This is a genomic window from Lentisalinibacter orientalis (assembly GCF_040706535.1).
In the GTDB taxonomy this organism is placed as follows: Bacteria; Pseudomonadota; Gammaproteobacteria; order Steroidobacterales; family Woeseiaceae; genus Lentisalinibacter; species Lentisalinibacter orientalis.
In genome coordinates this window covers 438702-456901 of the sequence record NZ_JAPDRJ010000003.1, presented here as the reverse complement: position 1 = coordinate 456901, position 18200 = coordinate 438702, and the positions used below count along the sequence as shown (strand labels likewise).

At 69.9% G+C, this 18200-nt stretch carries 22 protein-coding genes; 19 read left to right on the top strand and 3 right to left on the bottom strand.

Features of this window, described 5'->3' with window-relative positions; translation table 11 throughout:
- Nucleotides 1–35 precede the first annotated feature (35 nt).
- From eno to truD, 3 genes are read left to right on the top strand one after another with little or no spacing between them, the layout of a single operon-like run.
- Nucleotides 36–1325: a phosphopyruvate hydratase gene (eno, locus tag ACJMK0_RS13745; RefSeq protein WP_405238978.1), complete on the top strand. Its 1290-nt coding sequence runs from the start codon at nucleotides 36–38 to the stop codon at nucleotides 1323–1325.
- Nucleotides 1326–1333: 8 nt separating this feature from the next.
- Nucleotides 1334–1609, top strand: coding sequence for a septum formation initiator family protein (locus tag ACJMK0_RS13740; RefSeq protein WP_405238977.1), 276 nt, complete (start codon nucleotides 1334–1336; stop codon nucleotides 1607–1609).
- Nucleotides 1610–1614: 5 nt separating this feature from the next.
- Nucleotides 1615–2631, top strand: a complete 1017-nt coding sequence (truD, locus tag ACJMK0_RS13735; protein WP_405238976.1) for a tRNA pseudouridine(13) synthase TruD — start codon at nucleotides 1615–1617, stop codon at nucleotides 2629–2631.
- Nucleotides 2632–2635: 4 nt separating this feature from the next.
- On the opposite strand, the gene ACJMK0_RS13730 is transcribed toward truD, so the two are convergent.
- A complete protein-coding gene (locus ACJMK0_RS13730) occupies nucleotides 2636–3196 on the bottom strand; it encodes a Smr/MutS family protein (RefSeq protein ID WP_405238975.1) in 561 nt (186 codons plus the stop codon).
- A 132-nt stretch (nucleotides 3197–3328) separates the two neighbouring features.
- On the opposite strand from ACJMK0_RS13730, the gene surE reads away from it, so the two are divergent.
- From surE to ACJMK0_RS13710, 4 genes are read left to right on the top strand one after another with little or no spacing between them, the layout of a single operon-like run.
- The gene (gene surE, locus ACJMK0_RS13725; RefSeq protein WP_405238974.1) at nucleotides 3329–4075 is read left to right on the top strand and encodes a 5'/3'-nucleotidase SurE; all 747 of its coding nucleotides are present in this window, start codon (nucleotides 3329–3331) and stop codon (nucleotides 4073–4075) included.
- A complete protein-coding gene (locus tag ACJMK0_RS13720) occupies nucleotides 4068–4736 on the top strand; it encodes a protein-L-isoaspartate(D-aspartate) O-methyltransferase (RefSeq protein ID WP_405238973.1) in 669 nt (222 codons plus the stop codon). Before surE ends, ACJMK0_RS13720 begins: the two co-directional genes overlap by 8 nt.
- Entirely contained in the window at nucleotides 4733–5314 is a 582-nt protein-coding gene (locus ACJMK0_RS13715) for a YqaA family protein (protein WP_405238972.1), read from the top strand. The genes ACJMK0_RS13720 and ACJMK0_RS13715 overlap by 4 nt, the downstream gene beginning before the upstream one ends.
- Nucleotides 5314–6030: a peptidoglycan DD-metalloendopeptidase family protein gene (locus ACJMK0_RS13710; RefSeq protein ID WP_405238971.1), complete on the top strand. Its 717-nt coding sequence runs from the start codon at nucleotides 5314–5316 to the stop codon at nucleotides 6028–6030. Before ACJMK0_RS13715 ends, ACJMK0_RS13710 begins: the two co-directional genes overlap by 1 nt.
- Before the next feature lie 59 nt (nucleotides 6031–6089).
- On the opposite strand, the gene ACJMK0_RS13705 is transcribed toward ACJMK0_RS13710, so the two are convergent.
- The gene (locus tag ACJMK0_RS13705) at nucleotides 6090–6455 is read right to left on the bottom strand and encodes an Mth938-like domain-containing protein (protein WP_405238970.1); all 366 of its coding nucleotides are present in this window, start codon (nucleotides 6453–6455) and stop codon (nucleotides 6090–6092) included.
- 124 nt (nucleotides 6456–6579) lie between these two features.
- On the opposite strand from ACJMK0_RS13705, the gene ACJMK0_RS13700 reads away from it, so the two are divergent.
- From ACJMK0_RS13700 to lysS, 4 genes are all read left to right on the top strand, one after another.
- Nucleotides 6580–7500 (top strand): hypothetical protein, encoded by a 921-nt coding sequence (locus ACJMK0_RS13700; RefSeq protein ID WP_405238969.1) that lies wholly within the window; start codon nucleotides 6580–6582, stop codon nucleotides 7498–7500.
- Nucleotides 7497–9218, top strand: a complete 1722-nt coding sequence (recJ, locus tag ACJMK0_RS13695) for a single-stranded-DNA-specific exonuclease RecJ (protein ID WP_405238968.1) — start codon at nucleotides 7497–7499, stop codon at nucleotides 9216–9218. The genes ACJMK0_RS13700 and recJ overlap by 4 nt, the downstream gene beginning before the upstream one ends.
- A 56-nt stretch (nucleotides 9219–9274) precedes the next feature.
- Nucleotides 9275–10370 (top strand): peptide chain release factor 2 gene (gene prfB / locus ACJMK0_RS13690; protein ID WP_405238967.1). Its coding sequence is split into 2 segments (ribosomal slippage): nucleotides 9275–9346 and nucleotides 9348–10370, totalling 1095 coding nucleotides; the frame shifts between segments, so codons are not numbered across the junction.
- A 57-nt stretch (nucleotides 10371–10427) separates the two neighbouring features.
- Nucleotides 10428–11993 carry a lysine--tRNA ligase gene (gene lysS / locus ACJMK0_RS13685; protein WP_405238966.1) on the top strand — a complete coding sequence of 522 codons (1566 nt, stop codon included), beginning with the start codon at nucleotides 10428–10430 and terminating at the stop codon, nucleotides 11991–11993.
- Here lysS and ygfZ read toward each other — a convergent pair.
- Nucleotides 11963–12859: a CAF17-like 4Fe-4S cluster assembly/insertion protein YgfZ gene (gene ygfZ, locus ACJMK0_RS13680; RefSeq protein ID WP_405238965.1), complete on the bottom strand. Its 897-nt coding sequence runs from the start codon at nucleotides 12857–12859 to the stop codon at nucleotides 11963–11965. The two genes, lysS and ygfZ, sit on opposite strands and share 31 nt — an antisense overlap.
- Nucleotides 12860–12977: 118 nt before the next feature.
- Here ygfZ and ACJMK0_RS13675 point away from each other — a divergent pair, with 118 nt between their 5' ends.
- From ACJMK0_RS13675 to rpoE, 8 genes are all read left to right on the top strand, one after another.
- Nucleotides 12978–13151: a DUF1674 domain-containing protein gene (locus tag ACJMK0_RS13675; RefSeq protein WP_405238964.1), complete on the top strand. Its 174-nt coding sequence runs from the start codon at nucleotides 12978–12980 to the stop codon at nucleotides 13149–13151.
- A gap of 159 nt (nucleotides 13152–13310) precedes the next feature.
- Nucleotides 13311–13700 (top strand): succinate dehydrogenase, cytochrome b556 subunit, encoded by a 390-nt coding sequence (sdhC, locus tag ACJMK0_RS13670; protein WP_405238963.1) that lies wholly within the window; start codon nucleotides 13311–13313, stop codon nucleotides 13698–13700.
- A gap of 13 nt (nucleotides 13701–13713) precedes the next feature.
- The gene (gene sdhD, locus ACJMK0_RS13665; protein ID WP_405238962.1) at nucleotides 13714–14097 is read left to right on the top strand and encodes a succinate dehydrogenase, hydrophobic membrane anchor protein; all 384 of its coding nucleotides are present in this window, start codon (nucleotides 13714–13716) and stop codon (nucleotides 14095–14097) included.
- On the top strand, nucleotides 14094–15881 hold the full coding sequence (gene sdhA, locus ACJMK0_RS13660; protein WP_405238961.1) for a succinate dehydrogenase flavoprotein subunit: 1788 nt from the start codon (nucleotides 14094–14096) through the stop codon (nucleotides 15879–15881). The genes sdhD and sdhA overlap by 4 nt, the downstream gene beginning before the upstream one ends.
- Nucleotides 15882–15930: 49 nt before the next feature.
- Entirely contained in the window at nucleotides 15931–16713 is a 783-nt protein-coding gene (locus ACJMK0_RS13655; RefSeq protein ID WP_405238960.1) for a succinate dehydrogenase iron-sulfur subunit, read from the top strand.
- Between the two features lie 13 nt (nucleotides 16714–16726).
- Nucleotides 16727–16978, top strand: a complete 252-nt coding sequence (locus ACJMK0_RS13650) for an FAD assembly factor SdhE (RefSeq protein WP_405238959.1) — start codon at nucleotides 16727–16729, stop codon at nucleotides 16976–16978.
- Nucleotides 16935–17396: a hypothetical protein gene (locus ACJMK0_RS13645; protein WP_405238958.1), complete on the top strand. Its 462-nt coding sequence runs from the start codon at nucleotides 16935–16937 to the stop codon at nucleotides 17394–17396. The genes ACJMK0_RS13650 and ACJMK0_RS13645 overlap by 44 nt, the downstream gene beginning before the upstream one ends.
- 208 nt (nucleotides 17397–17604) lie before the next feature.
- Nucleotides 17605–18180, top strand: coding sequence for an RNA polymerase sigma factor RpoE (rpoE, locus tag ACJMK0_RS13640; RefSeq protein WP_405220113.1), 576 nt, complete (start codon nucleotides 17605–17607; stop codon nucleotides 18178–18180).
- Nucleotides 18181–18200: the final 20 nt, after the last annotated feature.

Below are 18200 nucleotides of genomic sequence, written 5' to 3'. Positions count from 1 at the left end.
CGACACAGAACGACACAGATAACCCAGGAGACAGCATGGGCCAGATCGCCGACATCCGTGGCCGCGAGATCATCGATTCGCGCGGCAACCCCACGGTCGAAGCCGACGTGATCCTGCAGAACGGGGTCATCGGCCGGGCCGCCGTGCCCTCGGGCGCCTCCACCGGGGCGCACGAGGCCGTGGAACTGCGCGACGGCAACCCGAACCGCTACGGCGGCAAGGGCGTGCGCAAGGCGGTGGGCAACGTCAACGGCGCCATCCGCGATGCGCTCGTCAGCACGGACGTCCACGACCAGACCACCATCGACCGCCGCCTCATCGAGCTCGACGGCACCGAAAACAAGTCGCGGCTCGGCGCCAATGCCATCCTCGCCGTCTCCCTGGCCTGCGCCCACGCGGCATCCCGGTCCTCCGGCGTGCCGCTGTACCGGCTGATGGGCGAGGAGTCTGTGATGCCCGTGCCCATGATGAACATCATCAACGGCGGGGCCCACGCGGACAACAACGTCGACATCCAGGAGTTCATGATCCTGCCGGTCGGCGCGCCGCGCTTCTCGGAGGCCGTGCGCGCCGGCGCCGAGATCTTCCATACGCTGCGCAAGGTGCTGCACGGTCGCGGCCTGAACACGGCGGTGGGCGACGAGGGCGGCTTCGCGCCGGACCTGCCTTCCAACCGGGCGGCGCTGGACACCATCGCCGAGGCGGTGGAGAAGGCGGGCTTCCGCCTGGGCGAGGACATCATGCTCGGGCTGGACGTGGCGAGCTCGGAGTTCTACCGCGACGGCGTGTACCGGCTGGAATCCGAGGATCGGGAGTTCGACGCCGCAGGATTCGTGGATTACCTGGCCGGCCTGGTCGACGCCTATCCCATCATCACGGTCGAGGACGGCATGGCCGAGGACGACTGGGACGGCTGGAAACTGCTGACCGAGCGCCTGGGCGGCCGCATCCAGCTGGTCGGCGACGACCTGTTCGTGACCAACACCCGCATCCTGTCGCGCGGCATCGAGGAGGGCATTGCCAACTCCATCCTGATCAAGCCGAACCAGATCGGTACGCTCACCGAGACGCTGTCCGCCATCGACATGGCGGTGGAGGCCGGCTACAGCGCCGTCGTGTCGCACCGTTCGGGCGAGACGGAGGACTCCACCATCGCCGATATCGCGGTCGGTACCCGCGCCACGCAGATCAAGACCGGCTCGATGTCGCGTTCGGACCGCATCGCGAAGTACAATCAGCTACTGCGGATCGAGGAGGCCCTGAATCATCACGCGAGCTACGCGGGTCGCGGGGCCTTCCCGCTTTCGGGGGCTGAAGAAGGCTGAAGACTGACGTGCGCTGGTTCCTCGCCCTGCTGCTGTTTCTGTTCCTGGGTCTCCAGGCGGACCTGTGGTTGTCCGAGGACGGTTACCGCAAGACCCGCGAGCTGCGTCACGCGGTGGCCGAGGCACGGGAGGAGAACGAGGCCCTGGCGGCGCGCAACGCGGCGCTGGAAGCCGAAGTGCAGAACCTGAAGACGGGATCCGAGGCCGCCGAGGAGCGTGCCCGCAGCGATCTCGGCCTGATCGGGCCCCGCGAGACTTTCTACCAGGTCGTCCCGGCCGACTGAGCCCCGTGGAAATCCCCGACTGGCCCCGGGCGGGTGGGCCCGCCGCCGGCGCGGCCCGGCTGAAGGCCACGGCCGAGGATTTCGTCGTGGAGGAGGAGCTCGGCTTCGAACCGTCCGGCGACGGCCCCCATCACTACCTGTTCGTCGAGAAGACCGGCTGCAACACGCAGTGGGTGGCGTCGCGGCTGGCTCGCCACGCCGGCGTGCGCCCGCGGGACGTGGGCTATGCGGGATTGAAGGACCGGCACGCCCGCACCCGGCAGTGGTTCAGCGTGCCGCTGCGCGACGCGGCGCCGACCGACTGGGAGGGATTCGCGGCCGAGGGGGTGCGGCTCCTGTCGTTGACGCGCAACCGCCGCAAGCTGCGGCGCGGCGCGCTGTCGGGCAACCGCTTCGAATTGCGGCTGCGCGACGTCCGGGCCGACCGGGCAATGCTGGAAGCCGGGCTGGAGCGGGTCGCGGTCGACGGCGCGCCGAATTATTTCGGCAGCCAGCGCTTCGGCCGCGAGGTCGGCAACCTGGAGCTGGCCCGCCGGCTGTTCGCCGGCGAACGCCTCGGCCGGCGCGAACGCGAGTTCGCCTTGTCCGCGGCCCGCGCCTGGCTCTTCAATCAGGTGCTGGCGCGGCGGGTCGGGGACGGCAGCTGGGACCGCGCGCTGGACGGCGAGGTGCTGATACTCGACGGCAGGGGCAGCGTCTTCCACGCGGAGGCGACCGACGACTCGCTGGCCGCCCGGGTCGTGGCGGGCGAGGTGCACCCCACCGGGCCGCTCTGGGGCCGGGACGGACCGCGGCCGGCCGCCGCCCCGGCGGCGGTGGAGCAGGCGGTGGCGGCGGAGTGGGAATGGCTGGCCGCGGGTCTGGAGGCGGCCGGCCTGGAGATGGCCCGGCGAAGCCTTCGGCTCGTGCCGCGGACGCTGGAGTCGTCCTGGGAGGGCGACGAGTGTCTGCTGCTGCGTTTCTCGCTGCCCGCCGGGGAGTACGCGACCACCCTCGTGCGCGAGCTGCTGGAGACCGGCTGAGCCGTCAGAGCGGCTTCAGCAGGACGTAGACCGCCCCGGTGCCGCCGTGGGCGGGCTTCGCCGAGGCGAAGGCGAGCACGCCGTCCCACTGCCGCAGCCAGCCGTCGACGCGCTGCTTCAGCACCGGGCCGCGATGTCCCGAGCGCTTGCCCTTGCCGTGGATCACGCGCACGCAGCGATGGCCGAGGGCGCGGCTCTCGACGAGGAACTCGTTCAGCGCCTGTTTGGCCTCGTTCACGGTCAGGCCATGCAGGTCGGTCTCGGCCTCGATGCGGTAGCCGCCGCGGACGAGTTTCTGCATGGCGCGGGCGCTGAGGCCGGGTCGATGGAAGCGCAGCTGCTCGCCGCTGAGGTGCTCCTGGTCGGCCACGCTATGGGTCAGGCTCTCGGTCAGGACCGCGGCCTCGTCGGCACGCCGGAAGCGCGCCTCCGGCGCCGGCGGGCGGCGGCGCGTCTCGATGCGATCCAGGCGGATGCGCCTGGCGTCGCCCACGCTCGCGCGGAAGAGTTCAATGTCCTCCTCGCTCAGCCCGTCGCCGTGGCCGCCCTGTCTGTCGTCCGTCATCGACCGCCTCCCTGCCCTGGTGCGCGGCGCCCCCGGGCATCCACGACACGGCCTCGTTCGCCCTAGGTACCGGTGCGAACATTGAGTATAGTTAGCGCCGTCCACCAGCACCAACGACAGGCTCACACCGGTTTGCGAATTCTTGTCAGTAACGACGACGGGCACCTGGCCGAGGGCGTACGGGTGCTCGCCGACGCACTCGAGCCGTTGGGCGAGATCACCGTGATGGCGCCGGATCGCAACCGCAGCGGCGCCAGCAACTCCCTGACCCTGGAGTCGCCGCTGCGCGTCATCCGCACCGGCGAGCGCCGCTATTGCGTGAACGGCACTCCCTCCGATTGCGTCCATCTGGGCGTGTCCGGTTTCCTGCCGGAGGAGCCCGACATGGTGGTGTCCGGTATCAACGAAGGCGCGAACCTGGGGGACGACGTCATCTATTCCGGCACGGTGGCGGCGGCGATGGAAGGGCGCTTCCTCGGCCTGCCCGCCATCGCCGTCTCCCTGGTGGGCAACAACCCCGTGCATTACCCCGCCGCCGCACGGGTGGTCGTGTCGCTGCTCGAGCGCATGCAGCGTCATCCGCTGCCCTCGGACACGATCCTGAACGTGAACGTGCCCGACCGCCCGTGGGAGGAACTGGAGGGCATAGAAGTGGCCCGGCTCGGCTTCCGCCATCGTTCGGAACCCGTGATGCGGGACCGGGACCCGAAGGACAAGCCCATCTACTGGATCGGCCCGGCCGGCGGCGGTCAGGATGCCGGGCCCGGCACCGACTTCAATGCCATCGCCCGGGGACGTGTCGCCGTGACCCCGCTGAAGGTGGACCTGACCCGCCACGAGGTCCTCGACGACATGCGCAACTGGCTCGCCGATGATTGACAGCACCGCGCACCGGGGCATCGGCATGACGTCGGCGCGCACGCGCAACCGGCTGGTCGAGCGGTTGCGGGCCGGCGGCATCCGCGACGAGCGGGTGCTCGAGCGCATCCTGGCGGTGCCGCGGCACATCTTCGTCGACGAGGCGCTGGCGAGCCGGGCCTACGAGGATACGGCGCTGCCCATCGGCCACGGCCAGACCATCAGCCAGCCGTTCATCGTGGCGCGCATGACCGAGGCACTGCTGAAGGGGCTGCCGGGCGGGCGCATCCTGGAGATCGGTACCGGCTGCGGTTACCAGACGGCCGTGCTCGCACCGCTGGTCGACGAGATCTACACCATCGAGCGCCTGATGCCGCTGATGACCCGGGCCCGCCAGCGCATCCACGAACTGGGCATCGGCAACGTGCGCTTTCGCCGCGGCGACGGCTGGGCGGGCTGGCCGAAGTACGGCCCCTACGACGGCATTCTGGTGGCGGCCGCGCCGGAGCGGGTGCCCGAAGCGCTGCTCGCCCAGCTCGCGCCGGGCGGCCGGCTGGTGCTGCCGGTGGGCTCGGCCCGGCATCAGGAGCTGATGGCCATCGTGCACCGGCACGACCGCTACGAGCAGGTCTCGCTCGGCCCGGTCAGCTTCGTGCCGCTGGTGGCAGGAGCCTCGGCGTGAGGATCTTCGGCGGACTGTACGACCGGGTCCTGTCCTGGTCCGCCCATCCCCATGCCCGCTGGTATCTGGGCGGATTGAGCTTCGCCGAGTCCTCGTTCTTCCCGATCCCGCCGGACGTGATGCTGGCGCCGATGTGCCTGGCGCGGCCGGACCGTGCCTTGTCGCTGGCGACGCTGACCACGCTGACCTCGGTCGCCGGCGGCATCGCGGGCTACGCCATCGGCTACTTCGCGCTGGAGGCCATCGAGCCGCTGCTGAAGAACGTGGGCTACTGGGACGCCTACCTCGAGGGCCGGGACTGGTTTGCCGAATGGGGCGTGCTCGCGGTGCTGATCGCGGGTTTCTCGCCGATCCCGTACAAGATCTTCACCATCTCCGCCGGTGCGGCGGCGATGGCCTTTCCGGGATTCGTCATCGCCTCGTTCTTCGGTCGGGGCGCCCGGTTTTTCCTGGTGGCCGGGCTGATCGCCCTCGGCGGCCAGCGATTCGCCGACGGGCTGCGCCGTCGCATCGATCTGCTCGGCTGGCTGTTCGTCGCGCTCTGCCTCATCGTGGTGGCCATCGTCGCGGCCAGGTGATGGTACGGCTGACGCGAGCGCTGGCGCTCTGCCTGGCCGCTGCCCTGCTCACGGCCTGCGGCGGCCGGGCGCTCAACTGGGACGCCGACGTTCCCGCGGCCCACATCGTGCGCAGCGGCGACACCCTGTATTCCATCGCCTTCCGCTATGGCCTGGAGGTGCGCGACGTCGCCCGCTGGAACGGCCTCGGCGACGGCTCGCTCATCCATCCGGGCCAGCGCATCGTCCTGCGCCCGACGGGGGCCGTCGCGCGCAACGGGACGTCGGGTTCCGGGTCTCCGGCGGCCGGTCAGGCCGGCAATGGCAACGCCGGTTCCCGGCTGGCGCTGCCGGACCTGCCGTCGCCGTCCTGGCGCTGGCCCACCGACGGCGCCATTGCGGCCGGCTTCGGCGAAGACAACGCCGCGCTGACCGGCGTGCTGATCGAGGGGCGGATGGGCCAGGCCGTGCGCGCGGCCGCCGACGGCCAGGTGGTGTATGCGGGCAGTGGGCTGATCGGCTACGGCAATCTGGTCATCATCAAGCACAACGCCACGTACCTGAGCGCCTACGGCCACAACCGCGCGCTGCACGTGGCGGAGGGGGAGACAGTGAAGCAGGGCGAGCGCATCGCCGAGATGGGCGAGGGCCCGGGCCGCAAACCGCGGCTGCACTTCGAGATACGCCGCAACGGCGAACCGGTGGACCCCCGGCCGTTCCTGCCGCGAGGACGCTGAGGCACCCGGGGGGGGCGAGCGGGGCGGCAGGGGCCGCCCGATCCGCGACCTCCCGCCGGCTACTCCACGATGAGCGCCGCCACCACCCGCCGCTCCTCGGCGGTCAGGATATTGAAGGTACGGCACGCGGCCCGGGTATCCATGACCTCGAGACCGATACCCTGCCTGGCCAGACCGCGGGTGAGCGCGGCGTCGGGGAAGCGCAGGCTGCGCCCGGAGCCGAGTAACAGGATCTCCGGCGCCAGCTCGACGGCGGGCGCGAGGGTGACGGCGTCGAGGTTGTCCACGTCCGCGCAGTCCCAGTCCCGCACCTCCTCGGGCAGCAGCAGCACGCTGGAGCGGTACAGGGTGCCGCTGATGGTGATGCCGGCCTCGGAGCAGGCCGTGATGCTGAGTCCCGCGGGTCTGTCGAGAGTGAATTTCATGAGGTCAATTTCATGGCGTATCATGCGTGCCCGGATGCGGGCGACGGCCCAAGCCCCGACCTTAGGGATTCCGCGGGTCGTGTCAATGCCGCACCGCCCGCTCTGAAGCCACCTGACACGCTCGATGAAATCTCTCCTGTTCCTGACGGATCTCGATCAGCCGGCGCTCGCACAGCTGCTGCCCGGCGTGGAAGCGGCCGGCACCTGGCGCGCCCCGGATGCCGCGAGCGCCGCGGCCTGCTGGCTGGGGATCGCTCTGCCGGCGCCGCCGGCGTGGCTGCGACTGGACGGGGAGCGCCACCGATGCGATCCGGGGTCTGGCGCTGCGGACGCCGGGCCGGGAAGACCTTGGCTGGCCTGCATGGATCCGGTGTCCATGGCCGCCGACATGCGGGAGCTGCACCTGCTGGAGCACGCGCCCGCGCTTGCCGACGACGAGGCGGCGGCGCTGCGCGAGGACATTCTGCCGAGCCTGCAGGAGCGGGGCTTCTCGCTGTGGGCCGGCGGGGCGGGACGCTGGTACGTCGCCTCCGAGCGGGAGTACGCATTCACGGCGGCATCGCCGGCGGTGGCGGGGACCGGACGCATACGCGACGAGCTCCCCGGCGGGCCGGACGCCGGCCTGTTCCGCGCCCTCGGCAACGAGATCCAGATGCTGTGGCACGACCATCCGGTGAACCGCTTCCGTGCGGAGCGGGGCCTGCCGCCGGTGAATTCCGTCTGGTTCTGGGGCGGCGGCCGGGCGGAGACCGGGCCTGCGACGGGCGGGCAGCGCCTGCCGCCGCTCCATGCGGACGACCCGCTGCTGACCGGCCTCTGGCATCGGCTCGGCGGCGAGACGGCCGCACCGCCTGCCGGTGACGCGGGGGCCCGAGTGCTCGCCGCGGGCTGCGTCATGGCACTGTCCGGCGAGATCCTGGCACGGCCGGCCGTCGCGAAGGCCCTGCGGGGGAACCGCGTCCGCATGGTCACCCGGGACGGACTATCCGCCACATTGCCGCGCCGCGGACCGCGAGCGCTGCTGGCGGCGTGGAGGCGGCGATGAGCGAGGGCGGTCTGGCGATCGTACGGCGGACGGCGGGCGAGGATGCCGCGCTGCCGGCCTCGCTCCACCCGGTGCTGCGCCGGGTGTACGCGGCCCGGGGCATCCGCACGGCGGAGGAACTCGAACTCGGGCTCCGTCATCTCGCGCCGGTGGGCGGTCTCGCCAACCTGGAGCGGGCGGTGGAGCTGCTGCTCGCCCATCGCGGCGGCCGCGTCACGATCGTCGGCGACTTCGATGCGGACGGCGCCACCAGCACGGCGCTGGTGATGCGCTGTCTGCGCCGCTACGGCTACACGGCCGTGGACTCGCTGGTGCCGAACCGCTTCGACTTCGGTTACGGGCTGACACCGGAGATCGTCGAGGTGGCCGCCGAGGCCGGGCCCTCGTTGATCGTGACGGTGGACAACGGCATCTCCAGCGTGCGCGGCGTCGAGCGAGCCCGCGAGCTCGGCATCGACGTGCTGGTCACCGACCACCATCTGCCCGGCGAGCGGCTGCCCGCGGCCGCTGCCATCGTCAATCCGAATCTGCCGGGGGACCCTTACCCGAGCAAATATCTCGCCGGCGTGGGCGTGGCGTTCTGCGTGATGGCCGCGCTGGGGCGCCGCCTGGCGGCGGAGGGGCAGGCGGGTGCCGAGCGCATCGCAGCGGATTACCTGGACCTGGTCGCCCTCGGCACCGTGGCCGACGTGGTGCCCCTGGACCGCAATAACCGGGTGCTGGTGCGCCAGGGGCTCGCGCGCATCCGCGCCGGGGCCGCGGTGCCGGGCATCCCGGCGCTGCTGCAGGCGGCCGGCCGGGACCCGCGGCGGGCGGTGGCCAGCGACCTCGCCTTCGGCGTCGCGCCGCGCCTGAATGCGGCCGGACGGCTGGAGGACATGAGCACCGGCATCGAGGCGCTGGTGTCGGATTCGGTCGCGGAGGTGCGCGGGCTGGCGTCCCGGCTGTCCGAGATCAACGACGAGCGCCGCCGCATCGAGGCGCGCATGCAGGCGGAGGCGCTGTCCTCGCTGGAGGACATCGACCTGCCGGCGGGGGAGAGCGCGCTGCCCCACTGCGTCACCCTGTACGATCCCGGCTGGCACCAGGGCGTGGTCGGACTGGTAGCCTCCCGCATCCGCGAACGGGTCAATCGCCCGGTGATCGCGTTCGCCGATGCCCGCGGCGGGGAGCTGAAGGGCTCGGCCCGCTCCGTACCGGGGGTGCACATCCGCGACGTGCTGGCCGCCGTGGCGGCGTCGGCGCCGGAGCTGATCGGGCGCTACGGCGGGCACGCCATGGCGGCCGGTCTCAGCCTGCCGCGCTCGAATCTGGACCGGTTCCGCCGGCTGGCGGCCAGCCGGGTGGCCGAGTGTTTCCCGGACGCGGACTTCAGCGGCACGCTGCTCACCGACGGCGAACTCGACGCCGCGGACATCGGCCTGCCGCTGGCCGAGGCGCTGCGCGAGGCGGGTCCGTGGGGGCAGGCGTTCCCGGAGCCGCTGTTCGACGGCGTCTTCATCGTCCGCGAGGCCCGCGTCGTCGGCGAGCGGCACTGGAAGCTGAGACTGACCGGCAGCGGCGCCGGGGCGCCGCTGGACGCCATCGCCTTCAACCAGGTGGACGCGGTGACGGTAATGCCGGGGCACCGGGTGCACGTCGCCTATCGGCTCGACGTGAACGAGTACGGCGGCATCCGTCGCGCCCAGCTCGTGGTGGAGAGCATGCAGCGGTTGTAGCGCCGTCGCTCGCGCCACTCATGATAGACTGCGCCGCTTGTTTTCGGAGGGGTGCAATGGACACCAACCAGATCAGAACAGAGATCGAAGACCTCTCGGCAAGGGCAGAGGCCCTGAGGAGGTATCTTTGACTACGCGGGCAAGTCGGAGCGACTGACCGAAGTCCTGCGCGAGCTGGAGGACCCGGCCGTGTGGCAGGACCCCGAGCGCGCCCAGGCGCTCGGCCAGGAACGCGCCGAACTCGAGAAGGTGGTCGGCACCCTCGATCGCATCGGTACCCGCGTCGCTGATGCCGGCGAGCTGTTCGAGATGGCGGCCGAGGAGGGAGACGAGGACACCCTGGCGTCCATCGCCCGGGACGTCGGCGGCGTCGCCCGGGACGTCGAAGGACTCGAGTTCCGCCGCATGTTCTCCGGCGAGATGGATTCGGCCAACGCCTTCGTCGACATCCAGTCCGGCGCCGGCGGCACCGAGGCGCAGGACTGGGCCGAGATGCTGTTGCGCATGTATCTGCGCTGGGCCGAGCAGCACGGCTTCCGCACCGAGATGATCGAGGCCTCCGAGGGTGAGGTGGCCGGCATCAAGAGCGCCACGGTGAAGTTCGTCGGCGAGTACGCCTACGGCTGGCTGCGCACCGAGACCGGCGTGCACCGCCTGGTGCGAAAATCGCCGTTCGACTCCGGCAACCGCCGCCACACGTCGTTTGCGTCGGTGTTCGTCTCGCCGGAGGTGGAGGACGACATCGACATCGAGGTGGACCCCTCGGACCTGCGCATCGACGTCTATCGGGCCAGCGGCGCGGGCGGCCAGCACGTCAACCGCACGGAGTCGGCCGTGCGCATCACCCACGAGCCCTCGGGGATCGTGGTGCAGTGTCAGAACGACCGCTCCCAGCACAAGAACAAGGCCACCGCGATGAAGCAGCTGAAGGCCAAGCTCTACGAACTGGAGCTGCAGAAGCGCCGCGCCGAGGCGGACGCCCTGGAGGACACCAAGGCCGACGTCGGCTGGGGCAGCCAGATCCGCTCCTACGTGCTGGACCAGTCCCGCATCAAGGACCTGCGCACCGGGATGGAGACCGGCAACACCCAGGCGGTGCTGGACGGCGACCTGGACGAATTCATCGAGGCGAGCCTGAAGCAGGGCCTGTGACAGCGCCGCCGGCAGAGCATCCGGCAGAGCATCCGGCAGAACATTGAGGGAAGAGCATTGAGTCAGGATAAGCCCGCGGAATCCGAGAACAAGCTGATCGCCGAGCGCCGGCGCAAACTCGCCTCGCTCCGCGAGGCGGGCGGCGCGTACCCGAACGACTTCCGCCGCGATGCGCTGGCGGCCGAGCTGCATGCCGCCTGGGACCAGGAGGACGGGGAGGCGCTGGAGGAGCGCGGCATCCGCGTCTCGGTCGCCGGCCGCATGATGGCAAAGCGGGTGATGGGCAAGGCGAGCTTCGCGAAGCTGCAGGACCACAGCGGCCAGATCCAGCTCTACATTCAGCGCGACGCGCTGCCCGAGGGCCTCTACCGGCAGTTCAAGGGCTGGGACCTCGGCGACATCGTGGCGGCCGAGGGCACGCTGTTCCGGACCCGCACCGGCGAGCTCAGCGTCAAGGTCGACGTCCTGCGGCTGCTGGTGAAGGCACTGCGGCCGCTGCCCGAGAAATGGCATGGTCTCACCGACCAGGAGACCCGCTACCGCCGGCGCTACGTCGACCTCATCATCAACGAGGACAGCCGGCGGGTGTTCACCACGCGCTCCGAGATCGTCTCCTTCATCCGCGCGTTCATGGACGAGCGGCAGTTCCTGGAGGTGGAGACGCCGATGATGCAGACGCTGCCGGGCGGCGCGCTGGCGCGTCCGTTCGTCACCCATCACAACGCACTGGACATGCAGCTGTATCTGCGCATCGCGCCGGAGCTGTTCCTGAAACGGCTGGTGGTCGGCGGTTTCGAGCGCGTCTACGAGATCAACCGCAACTTCCGCAACGAGGGAATCTCCACCCAGCACAATCCGGAGTTCACGATGCTGGAGCTCTACTGTGCCTATGCGGATCACCGGGATCTGATGGAGCTGGTGGAGAGCCTGATGCGCGGCGTGTGCGAGGCGGTCACCGGCGGCACCGCCGTCGAATACCAGGGCAGCACCTACGACTTCGGACCGGCCTTCCGCCGGGTCACCGTCGAGCAGTCGATCCTCGACGCCAACCCGGGCCTGGAGCCTGCCCGCGTGCGGGATCGGGACCACCTGGCCGCCGTGGCGGAATCCCTCGGCATCCCGGTGCTGGCCGGCTACGGGCCCGGCAAGCTGCAGATCGAGATCTTCGAGAAGACCGTCGAGGACACGCTGGATCAGCCCACCTTCGTGACTGCCTATCCCGTCGAAGTTTCGCCGCTGTCCCGGAGCAACGACGACGACCCCTTCGTCGCAGACCGGTTCGAGTTCTTCGTGGCGGGCCGGGAGATCGCCAACGGTTTCTCCGAACTGAACGACCCCGAGGACCAGGCGGAACGTTTCCGCGCCCAGGTCGAGAATCGCAGCGCCGGCGACGAGGAGGCCATGTCCTACGACGAGGACTACATCCGCGCGCTGGAATACGGCATGCCGCCCTGCGCCGGTCTCGGCGTCGGCATCGACCGGCTGGTCATGCTGCTGACCGACTCACCGTCGATCCGGGACGTGCTGCTGTTCCCCTACATGCGGCCGGAGCATGGCCATGAACATGGCCAGGAACAGGGCCAGGACGACGCTCAGCCGGTCTCGAGTTCCGGCACCGAGTAGGGCAGCGAGCCGGGGGCGGCCGGTGTGCCGTCCTCCAGGCGCAACTCGCCGCCGAGCTGCTTGATGGCGACCACTGCGAGGAATTCGCTGCCGCCGTCGGCGGCCGCGGCCCGCACCACGGTGCCGGCCGTGCTGCCGGCCTCGTCCAGCAGCCGTGCGCCGGGCGCGGGCGGCTCCGCCCCCGCGCTGAAACGGAGCATGCGCCGCGACGGCCGGCCCAGGTTCTCCGTGCGCGCCACCACCTCCTGCCCGGTGTAGCAGCCCTTGCGGAAGCTGATGGCATCCAGCAGGTCCAGGTTCAGCATGTGGGGCGTGAAGGACTCGGCCGTCTCGGGAGACAGCGCGGGGCGCCCGGCGCGGATGGCCGCGCGGCGCCAGGCTTCCGGCGGGAGCAGCGTCGCGTCCAGGCCCTGGAGATGATCGGCCGCCGTGCAGATCTCCATCACGCGCGGTTCGGTGCCGGGCAGCAGCCGCGTCGCCAGCACGGGTTCGCCCTCGGGCAGCTGCATGCCGCCGGGTCCGGAGTCGACGGCGACGAGCCGCGTATCCGGCTCGGGCGTGATGTCCACGTCGGCGCGCAGCCGATAGCGCAGCAGGCGCGCGGTGAAGTCGTCCGCCTGCCAGTCGGGCAGGAACAGCAGCACGCGATCGCGGCCGTGCACGAGGGTGAGCAGCGCGATCACCCGGCCCTTCGGGTTGCACCAGGCGGCGGTCAGGATCCGCTCCGCCTCGAGTCGCCCGAGGTCCTGGGTGAGCTGTCCCTGCAGGAAATCGATCCGGTCCGCGCCGGTCGCCGCGAGGCAGACCGGAGCGTCGCTGCCGGGATCGTTGCCGCGATCGTTGTTGGGGTTCGACGGTTCGCTCAATTCGCCTCCTCGGCCGTCCTGCCGGCCCGCTCCGGACGCCGCCGCAGTGGCCGGGTTTCAAGGGTTTGACTCAGTTCGGGCGGGTGCATCGAATGATCGCCTCTGGCATACTTAAACCATGTCTAAGCAGCCGCCCGAAACCTCCCCGGAGAGCAACGACGGAGCCCGCGAAGACGCTGGAAATGCGCCGCTCCCGGGTGACGACGCGCCGAAAGAGATCGGCGGCCGTCAGGGTCCCGATCCTACGCGTTACGGCGACTGGGAGAAAGGCGGCCGTTGCATAGACTTCTGAGGTGCCGCCGGGCCAGCGGGCCCGAGGCGCCGGGCACACCCGCCGTGTAGAGGCTGTCATCCGGCGCCGGATGACGAGACCGCGCGGCCGTGTCCTGCGAGCGCGACAAGGGTTCGACGCCGGCATCGGGAACAGCTTCGTCAGACGAAAAAGAGGGACATGGACAACACCAACAGGCCACTGTCACCGCACATCGGTGTCTACCGCTGGCGCATCACTTCCACGCTTTCCATCCTGCATCGGGGAACGGGTGTGGCGCTGTCCCTCTCCACGCTGCTGCTGGCAGCCTGGCTGCTGGCCGCCGCCTCCGGCGATGCGGCCTACGAGTCCGTCGCCGGCTTCGTCGGCTCGCCGCTCGGGCTGCTGATCCTGCTCGGCGGCAGCTATGCCTTCTTCTTCCACCTCGGCAACGGCATCCGGCACCTGTTCTGGGACGCCGGCATGGGCTTCGAGATGGAGCAGGCGAGGGCATCCGGCTGGGCCGTGGTCGCCATCAGCGTAGTGGCAACGGCGGTGCTGTGGGCCGTCATCCTCGCGTCGGGCAGCTAGAGGGAGCACGCACATGACCATCAAGACTCCCATGGCCCGGGCGCTCGGGCTCGGATCGGCCAAATCGGGCACGGAACACTGGTGGATGCAGCGGGTGAGCGCCGTGGCGCTGGTGCCGCTGACCCTGTGGTTCGTCATCGCGCTGCTCGGCCTGGACGGGCTGGATCACGCCACGGTGACTGCCTGGATCGCCCGGCCGGTAACGGCAGTGCTGCTGCTGCTGCTGGTCGCGACCCTCACCTATCACTCGTTCCTCGGCACCCAGGTGGTGATCGAGGACTACACAGGCGGCGCCACCCGCGTGATTACCCTGATGGCCGTGCGTTTCCTGCACGTCGTGGTGGCCGTCGCGGCGCTGTTCGCCATCCTCAAGATCGCTTTCGGGACTGATACATGAGCCTGGACAAGGACTTCATCGACCACAAGTACGACGTGGTCGTCGTCGGCGCCGGCGGCGCCGGACTGCGCGCCACCTTCGGGCTGGCCGAGGCGGGTTTCACGACCGCCTGCGTGACCAAGGTGTTCCCCACCCGCAGCCACACCGTGGCCGCCCAGGGGGGCATCAGCGCCGCGCTCGGCAACATGGGCGAGGACGACTGGCGCTGGCACATGTACGACACCGTGAAGGGCTCCGACTGGCTCGGTGACCAGGACGCCATCGAGTACATGTGCAAGGAGGCCCCGGACGCGGTCATCGAGCTCGAGCACTACGGCGTGCCGTTCTCCCGCACCGAGGACGGGCGTATCTATCAGCGCCCCTTCGGCGGCATGACCACCCACTTCGGCGAGGGCACCGCGCAGCGCACCTGCGCGGCGGCGGATCGCACCGGGCACGCCATGCTGCACACGCTGTACCAGCAGTCGCTGAAGCACGAGGCGGAGTTCTTCATCGAGTACTTCGCCATCGACCTGATCATGGAAGACGGCGTGTGCCGGGGCGTCGTGGCGCTGGATCTCGCCACCGGCCGCCTGCATCGCTTCAGCGCACATCAGGTCATCCTCGCCACCGGCGGCTACGGCCGTGCCTACTTCTCCTGCACCTCCGCGCACACCTGCACGGGCGACGGGGGCGGCATGGTGCTGCGTGCCGGCCTGCCGGTGCAGGACATGGAGTTCGTGCAGTTCCATCCCACCGGCATCTACGGCGCGGGCTGCCTCATCACCGAAGGCGTGCGGGGCGAGGGCGGCTACCTCACCAACTCGGAGGGCGAGCGCTTCATGGAGCGCTATGCGCCGAACGCGAAGGACCTCGCGTCCCGGGACGTCGTCAGCCGGGCGGAGACCATCGAGATCCGCGAGGGCCGGGGCGTCGGCGCGGAGAAGGACCACTGCTACCTGCACCTGGAGCATCTCGGTCGCGAGGTGATCGAGGAGCGGTTGCCCGGCATCGCCGAGACGGCGAAGATCTTCGCCAACGTCGACGTGCTGAAGGAGCCCATCCCCGTCCTGCCCACCGTGCACTACAACATGGGCGGCATCCCGACCGACTACCGGGGCCGGGTGGTGACCTCCAGGGACGGCGACCCGGACAGCGTGGTGCCGGGGCTCATGGCTGTCGGCGAGGCGGGCTGCGTGTCGGTGCACGGTGCCAACCGGCTGGGCTCGAACTCTCTGCTGGACCTGGTGGTATTCGGCCGCGCTGCGGCGCGGCACTGCGCCGAGAGCATGGACCGGGGTGCGCGGCACAAGCCGCTGCCGGACGACGCGGGCAAGACGACCGTGGAGAAGATCCGCGGCCTGCTGGAGCGCGACGGCGAGCGCCCGACCGCCGAGATCCGCCTCGAGATGCAGAAGCTCATGCAGAATCACGCGGCGGTCTTCCGCACCGGCGACCTGCTGGCCGAGGGCATCGAGAAACTGAAGGACACCTTCGGTGACTACCGCCGGGTCAGCGTCGCGGACAAATCCATGGTCTGGAACTCCGATCTGGTGGAGACGCTGGAACTGGAGAACCTGCTGCTGAACGCACTGGCGACGATCCACTCGGCGGCCAACCGGAAGGAGTCCCGCGGCGCCCAGGCGCGCGAGGACTACCCGGACCGCGACGACGAGAACTGGATGAAGCACACGCTGGCCTGGGTCGGCGAGGACGGGGGCGTGGAGATCGACTACCGCCCCGTGCACGGTCAGACGCTGACGGACGAGGTCCAGGCCATCCCGCCCAAGGCGCGCACCTACTGACCCGGACGGGCACACCCCGACACGGCAACACCAAGAGGAATCGGCAGACGTGGCAGAATTTCGACTCCCGGAGAACTCACGGATAGGGAAGGGCCGCCATTTCCCCGCACCCGACGGCGCGAAGAACGTGCGCCGGTTCGTGATCTATCGCTACGACCCGGACAGCGGCGAGAACCCGCGCATGGACACCTACGAGGTGGACATGGACGAGTGCGGCCCCATGGTTCTCGATGCGCTGATCAAGATCAAGAACGAGGTCGACCCCACGCTCACCTTCCGCCGCTCCTGCCGGGAGGGCATCTGCGGCTCCTGCGCGATGAATATCGACGGCGGCAATCACCTGGCCTGCATCACCGCCAACGAGGACGTGGGCGGCGACATCAGGGTCTACCCGCTGCCGCATCTGCCGGTGGTGAAGGACCTGGTGGGCGATCTCACGAACTTCTACGCCCAGTACGCCTCCATCAAGCCCTGGCTGCAGACCCGCACGCCGGCGCCGCCGGACCGCGAGCGGCTGCAGTCGAAGGAGGACCAGGAGAAGATCAACAGCCCGTCGGCCTGCATCCTGTGCGCCTGCTGCTCCACCAGTTGCCCGAGCTACTGGTGGAACGGCGACCGCTACCTCGGTCCGGCCACGCTGCTGGCCGCCTACCGCTGGCTGGTGGACAGCCGGGACGAGGCCACCGGGGAGCGGCTGGACGCGCTGGAGGATCCCTTCCGCCTGTACCGGTGCCACACCATCATGAACTGCACCCAGACCTGCCCCAAGGGCCTGAATCCGGCGAAGGCCATCGCCGAGACGAAGAAGATGCTGGCCGAGCGCCGGCTCTGAGGGCCGGGCGGCGATGACGGATTCCGCAGCGCCGCCGGGGCGGCTGCGCTGGCTGTGCCGGCGTGGCATGCGCGAGCTCGACGTCCTCCTGAGCGGCTTCCTCGAACAGGAGTATCCGCGCCTGGATGAGCCCCTAAAGGCGGATTTCGCGGCCTTACTGGAGTCGCAGGACCCGGAGATATGGGCTTATCTGCTCGGCAGAGCCGAACCGGAGCCCGGGTTTGCCGACATCATCCGACGGATTCGCGATTTCTCTGCCCGTTGACCGCGCGCATGGGCGCTGGCTGCACGGTTACATCGCGGCGGTCGCGCTGCTCACGGCCTTTGCGCTGGCCGCAGTCGGCAGCGGCTGGGGCCGCCTGGCCGGCGTCCTGCCGCTGGCGGCGGGGCTGGTCTGTCACCGCCGCCTTGCCGCCTGCGCGGCCCTGCCCGAGGCCGTGAGCTTCGATCCGGCGGGCGGCTGGTCGCTCAGCACCGGTCACGGGGAAGTGTGCGTCAGCCTGTCGCCGGCGAGCTGGTTCGGCCGCGGCGCCGCGCTGGCCGCATTCCGCGGCGACGGCGGGCGGCGGTGGCTGGTGCCGCTGCGGCCGCCGCGCTCGCAGCGCGGGGACGACTGGCGCCGCCTGCGCATACTCTGGCGCACGCGGCGAGGCGCTTTGGTTGCAAACTCGCCCAACTGCTAGAATTGATTCGGTCGTCCCGGCGTCTTTCATCAGGTCCATCATGCGCTGTAGCCCGCCACGCTAGCGGCACGTCGCGTGAGGCGCATCACAAACCGCATCACAAACAAGGATTTTCCTGCTCGCCGATGCCTTATCCCGAGAACTTTCCAGACGGCCCCCTGTCTATTGCGTTGGCAGTGCGCGATACCGTCCTGCGTGAGTCCGACCGATGAGCGCGAAGCGGAGCGACGCCGCACTGGTAAAGCGGGTACAGCAGGGGGACAAGCAGGCTTTCAACCTGCTCGTGCTCAAGTACCAGACGAAGATCGTGAACCTGGTGATGCGCTATGTGCGGGACCCCGACGAGGCCAACGACGTGGCCCAGGAGGCATTCCTCAAGGCCTACCGGGCCCTGCCGCGGTTCCGGGGCGACAGCGCGTTCTACACCTGGCTGTACCGTATCGCCGTCAATACGGCCAAGAACTACCTGGTGGCGGCGAAGCGCCGGCCGGTGGAATACGACCTGGATCTCCAGGACCCGGAACAATACGACATGCAGGCCCGTCTCAAGGATATCGACAGCCCGGAACGGGTTCTGATGAAGGACGAGGTGCAGCAGACGATCAATGAGGCGATCCAGGATCTGCCCGAGGATTTGCGCACGGCGATTGTCCTGCGCGAGTTGGAAGGCATGACCTACGAGGAAATCGCCGAGACCATGGAGTGCCCCGTGGGTACCGTGCGCTCGCGCATCTTCAGGGCGAGGGAAGCCATCAGTAAACGGATCGAGCCGCTCCTCGCGTGAGGCGTGCGGTCCGGCAGAAG

Coding starts and splice junctions, on each gene's coding strand:
- eno (WP_405238978.1), top strand. CDS start 36: ATGGGCCAGATCGCCGACATCCGTGGCCGCGAGATCATCGATTCGCGC.
- ACJMK0_RS13730 (WP_405238975.1), bottom strand. CDS start 3,196: ATGACGGACGACAGACAGGGCGGCCACGGCGACGGGCTGAGCGAGGAG.
- ACJMK0_RS13720 (WP_405238973.1), top strand. CDS start 4,068: ATGATTGACAGCACCGCGCACCGGGGCATCGGCATGACGTCGGCGCGC.
- ACJMK0_RS13710 (WP_405238971.1), top strand. CDS start 5,314: ATGGTACGGCTGACGCGAGCGCTGGCGCTCTGCCTGGCCGCTGCCCTG.
- ACJMK0_RS13705 (WP_405238970.1), bottom strand. CDS start 6,455: ATGAAATTCACTCTCGACAGACCCGCGGGACTCAGCATCACGGCCTGC.
- ACJMK0_RS13700 (WP_405238969.1), top strand. CDS start 6,580: ATGAAATCTCTCCTGTTCCTGACGGATCTCGATCAGCCGGCGCTCGCA.
- recJ (WP_405238968.1), top strand. CDS start 7,497: ATGAGCGAGGGCGGTCTGGCGATCGTACGGCGGACGGCGGGCGAGGAT.
- ACJMK0_RS13675 (WP_405238964.1), top strand. CDS start 12,978: ATGTCTAAGCAGCCGCCCGAAACCTCCCCGGAGAGCAACGACGGAGCC.
- sdhC (WP_405238963.1), top strand. CDS start 13,311: ATGGACAACACCAACAGGCCACTGTCACCGCACATCGGTGTCTACCGC.
- sdhD (WP_405238962.1), top strand. CDS start 13,714: ATGACCATCAAGACTCCCATGGCCCGGGCGCTCGGGCTCGGATCGGCC.
- sdhA (WP_405238961.1), top strand. CDS start 14,094: ATGAGCCTGGACAAGGACTTCATCGACCACAAGTACGACGTGGTCGTC.
- ACJMK0_RS13650 (WP_405238959.1), top strand. CDS start 16,727: ATGACGGATTCCGCAGCGCCGCCGGGGCGGCTGCGCTGGCTGTGCCGG.
- rpoE (WP_405220113.1), top strand. CDS start 17,605: ATGAGCGCGAAGCGGAGCGACGCCGCACTGGTAAAGCGGGTACAGCAG.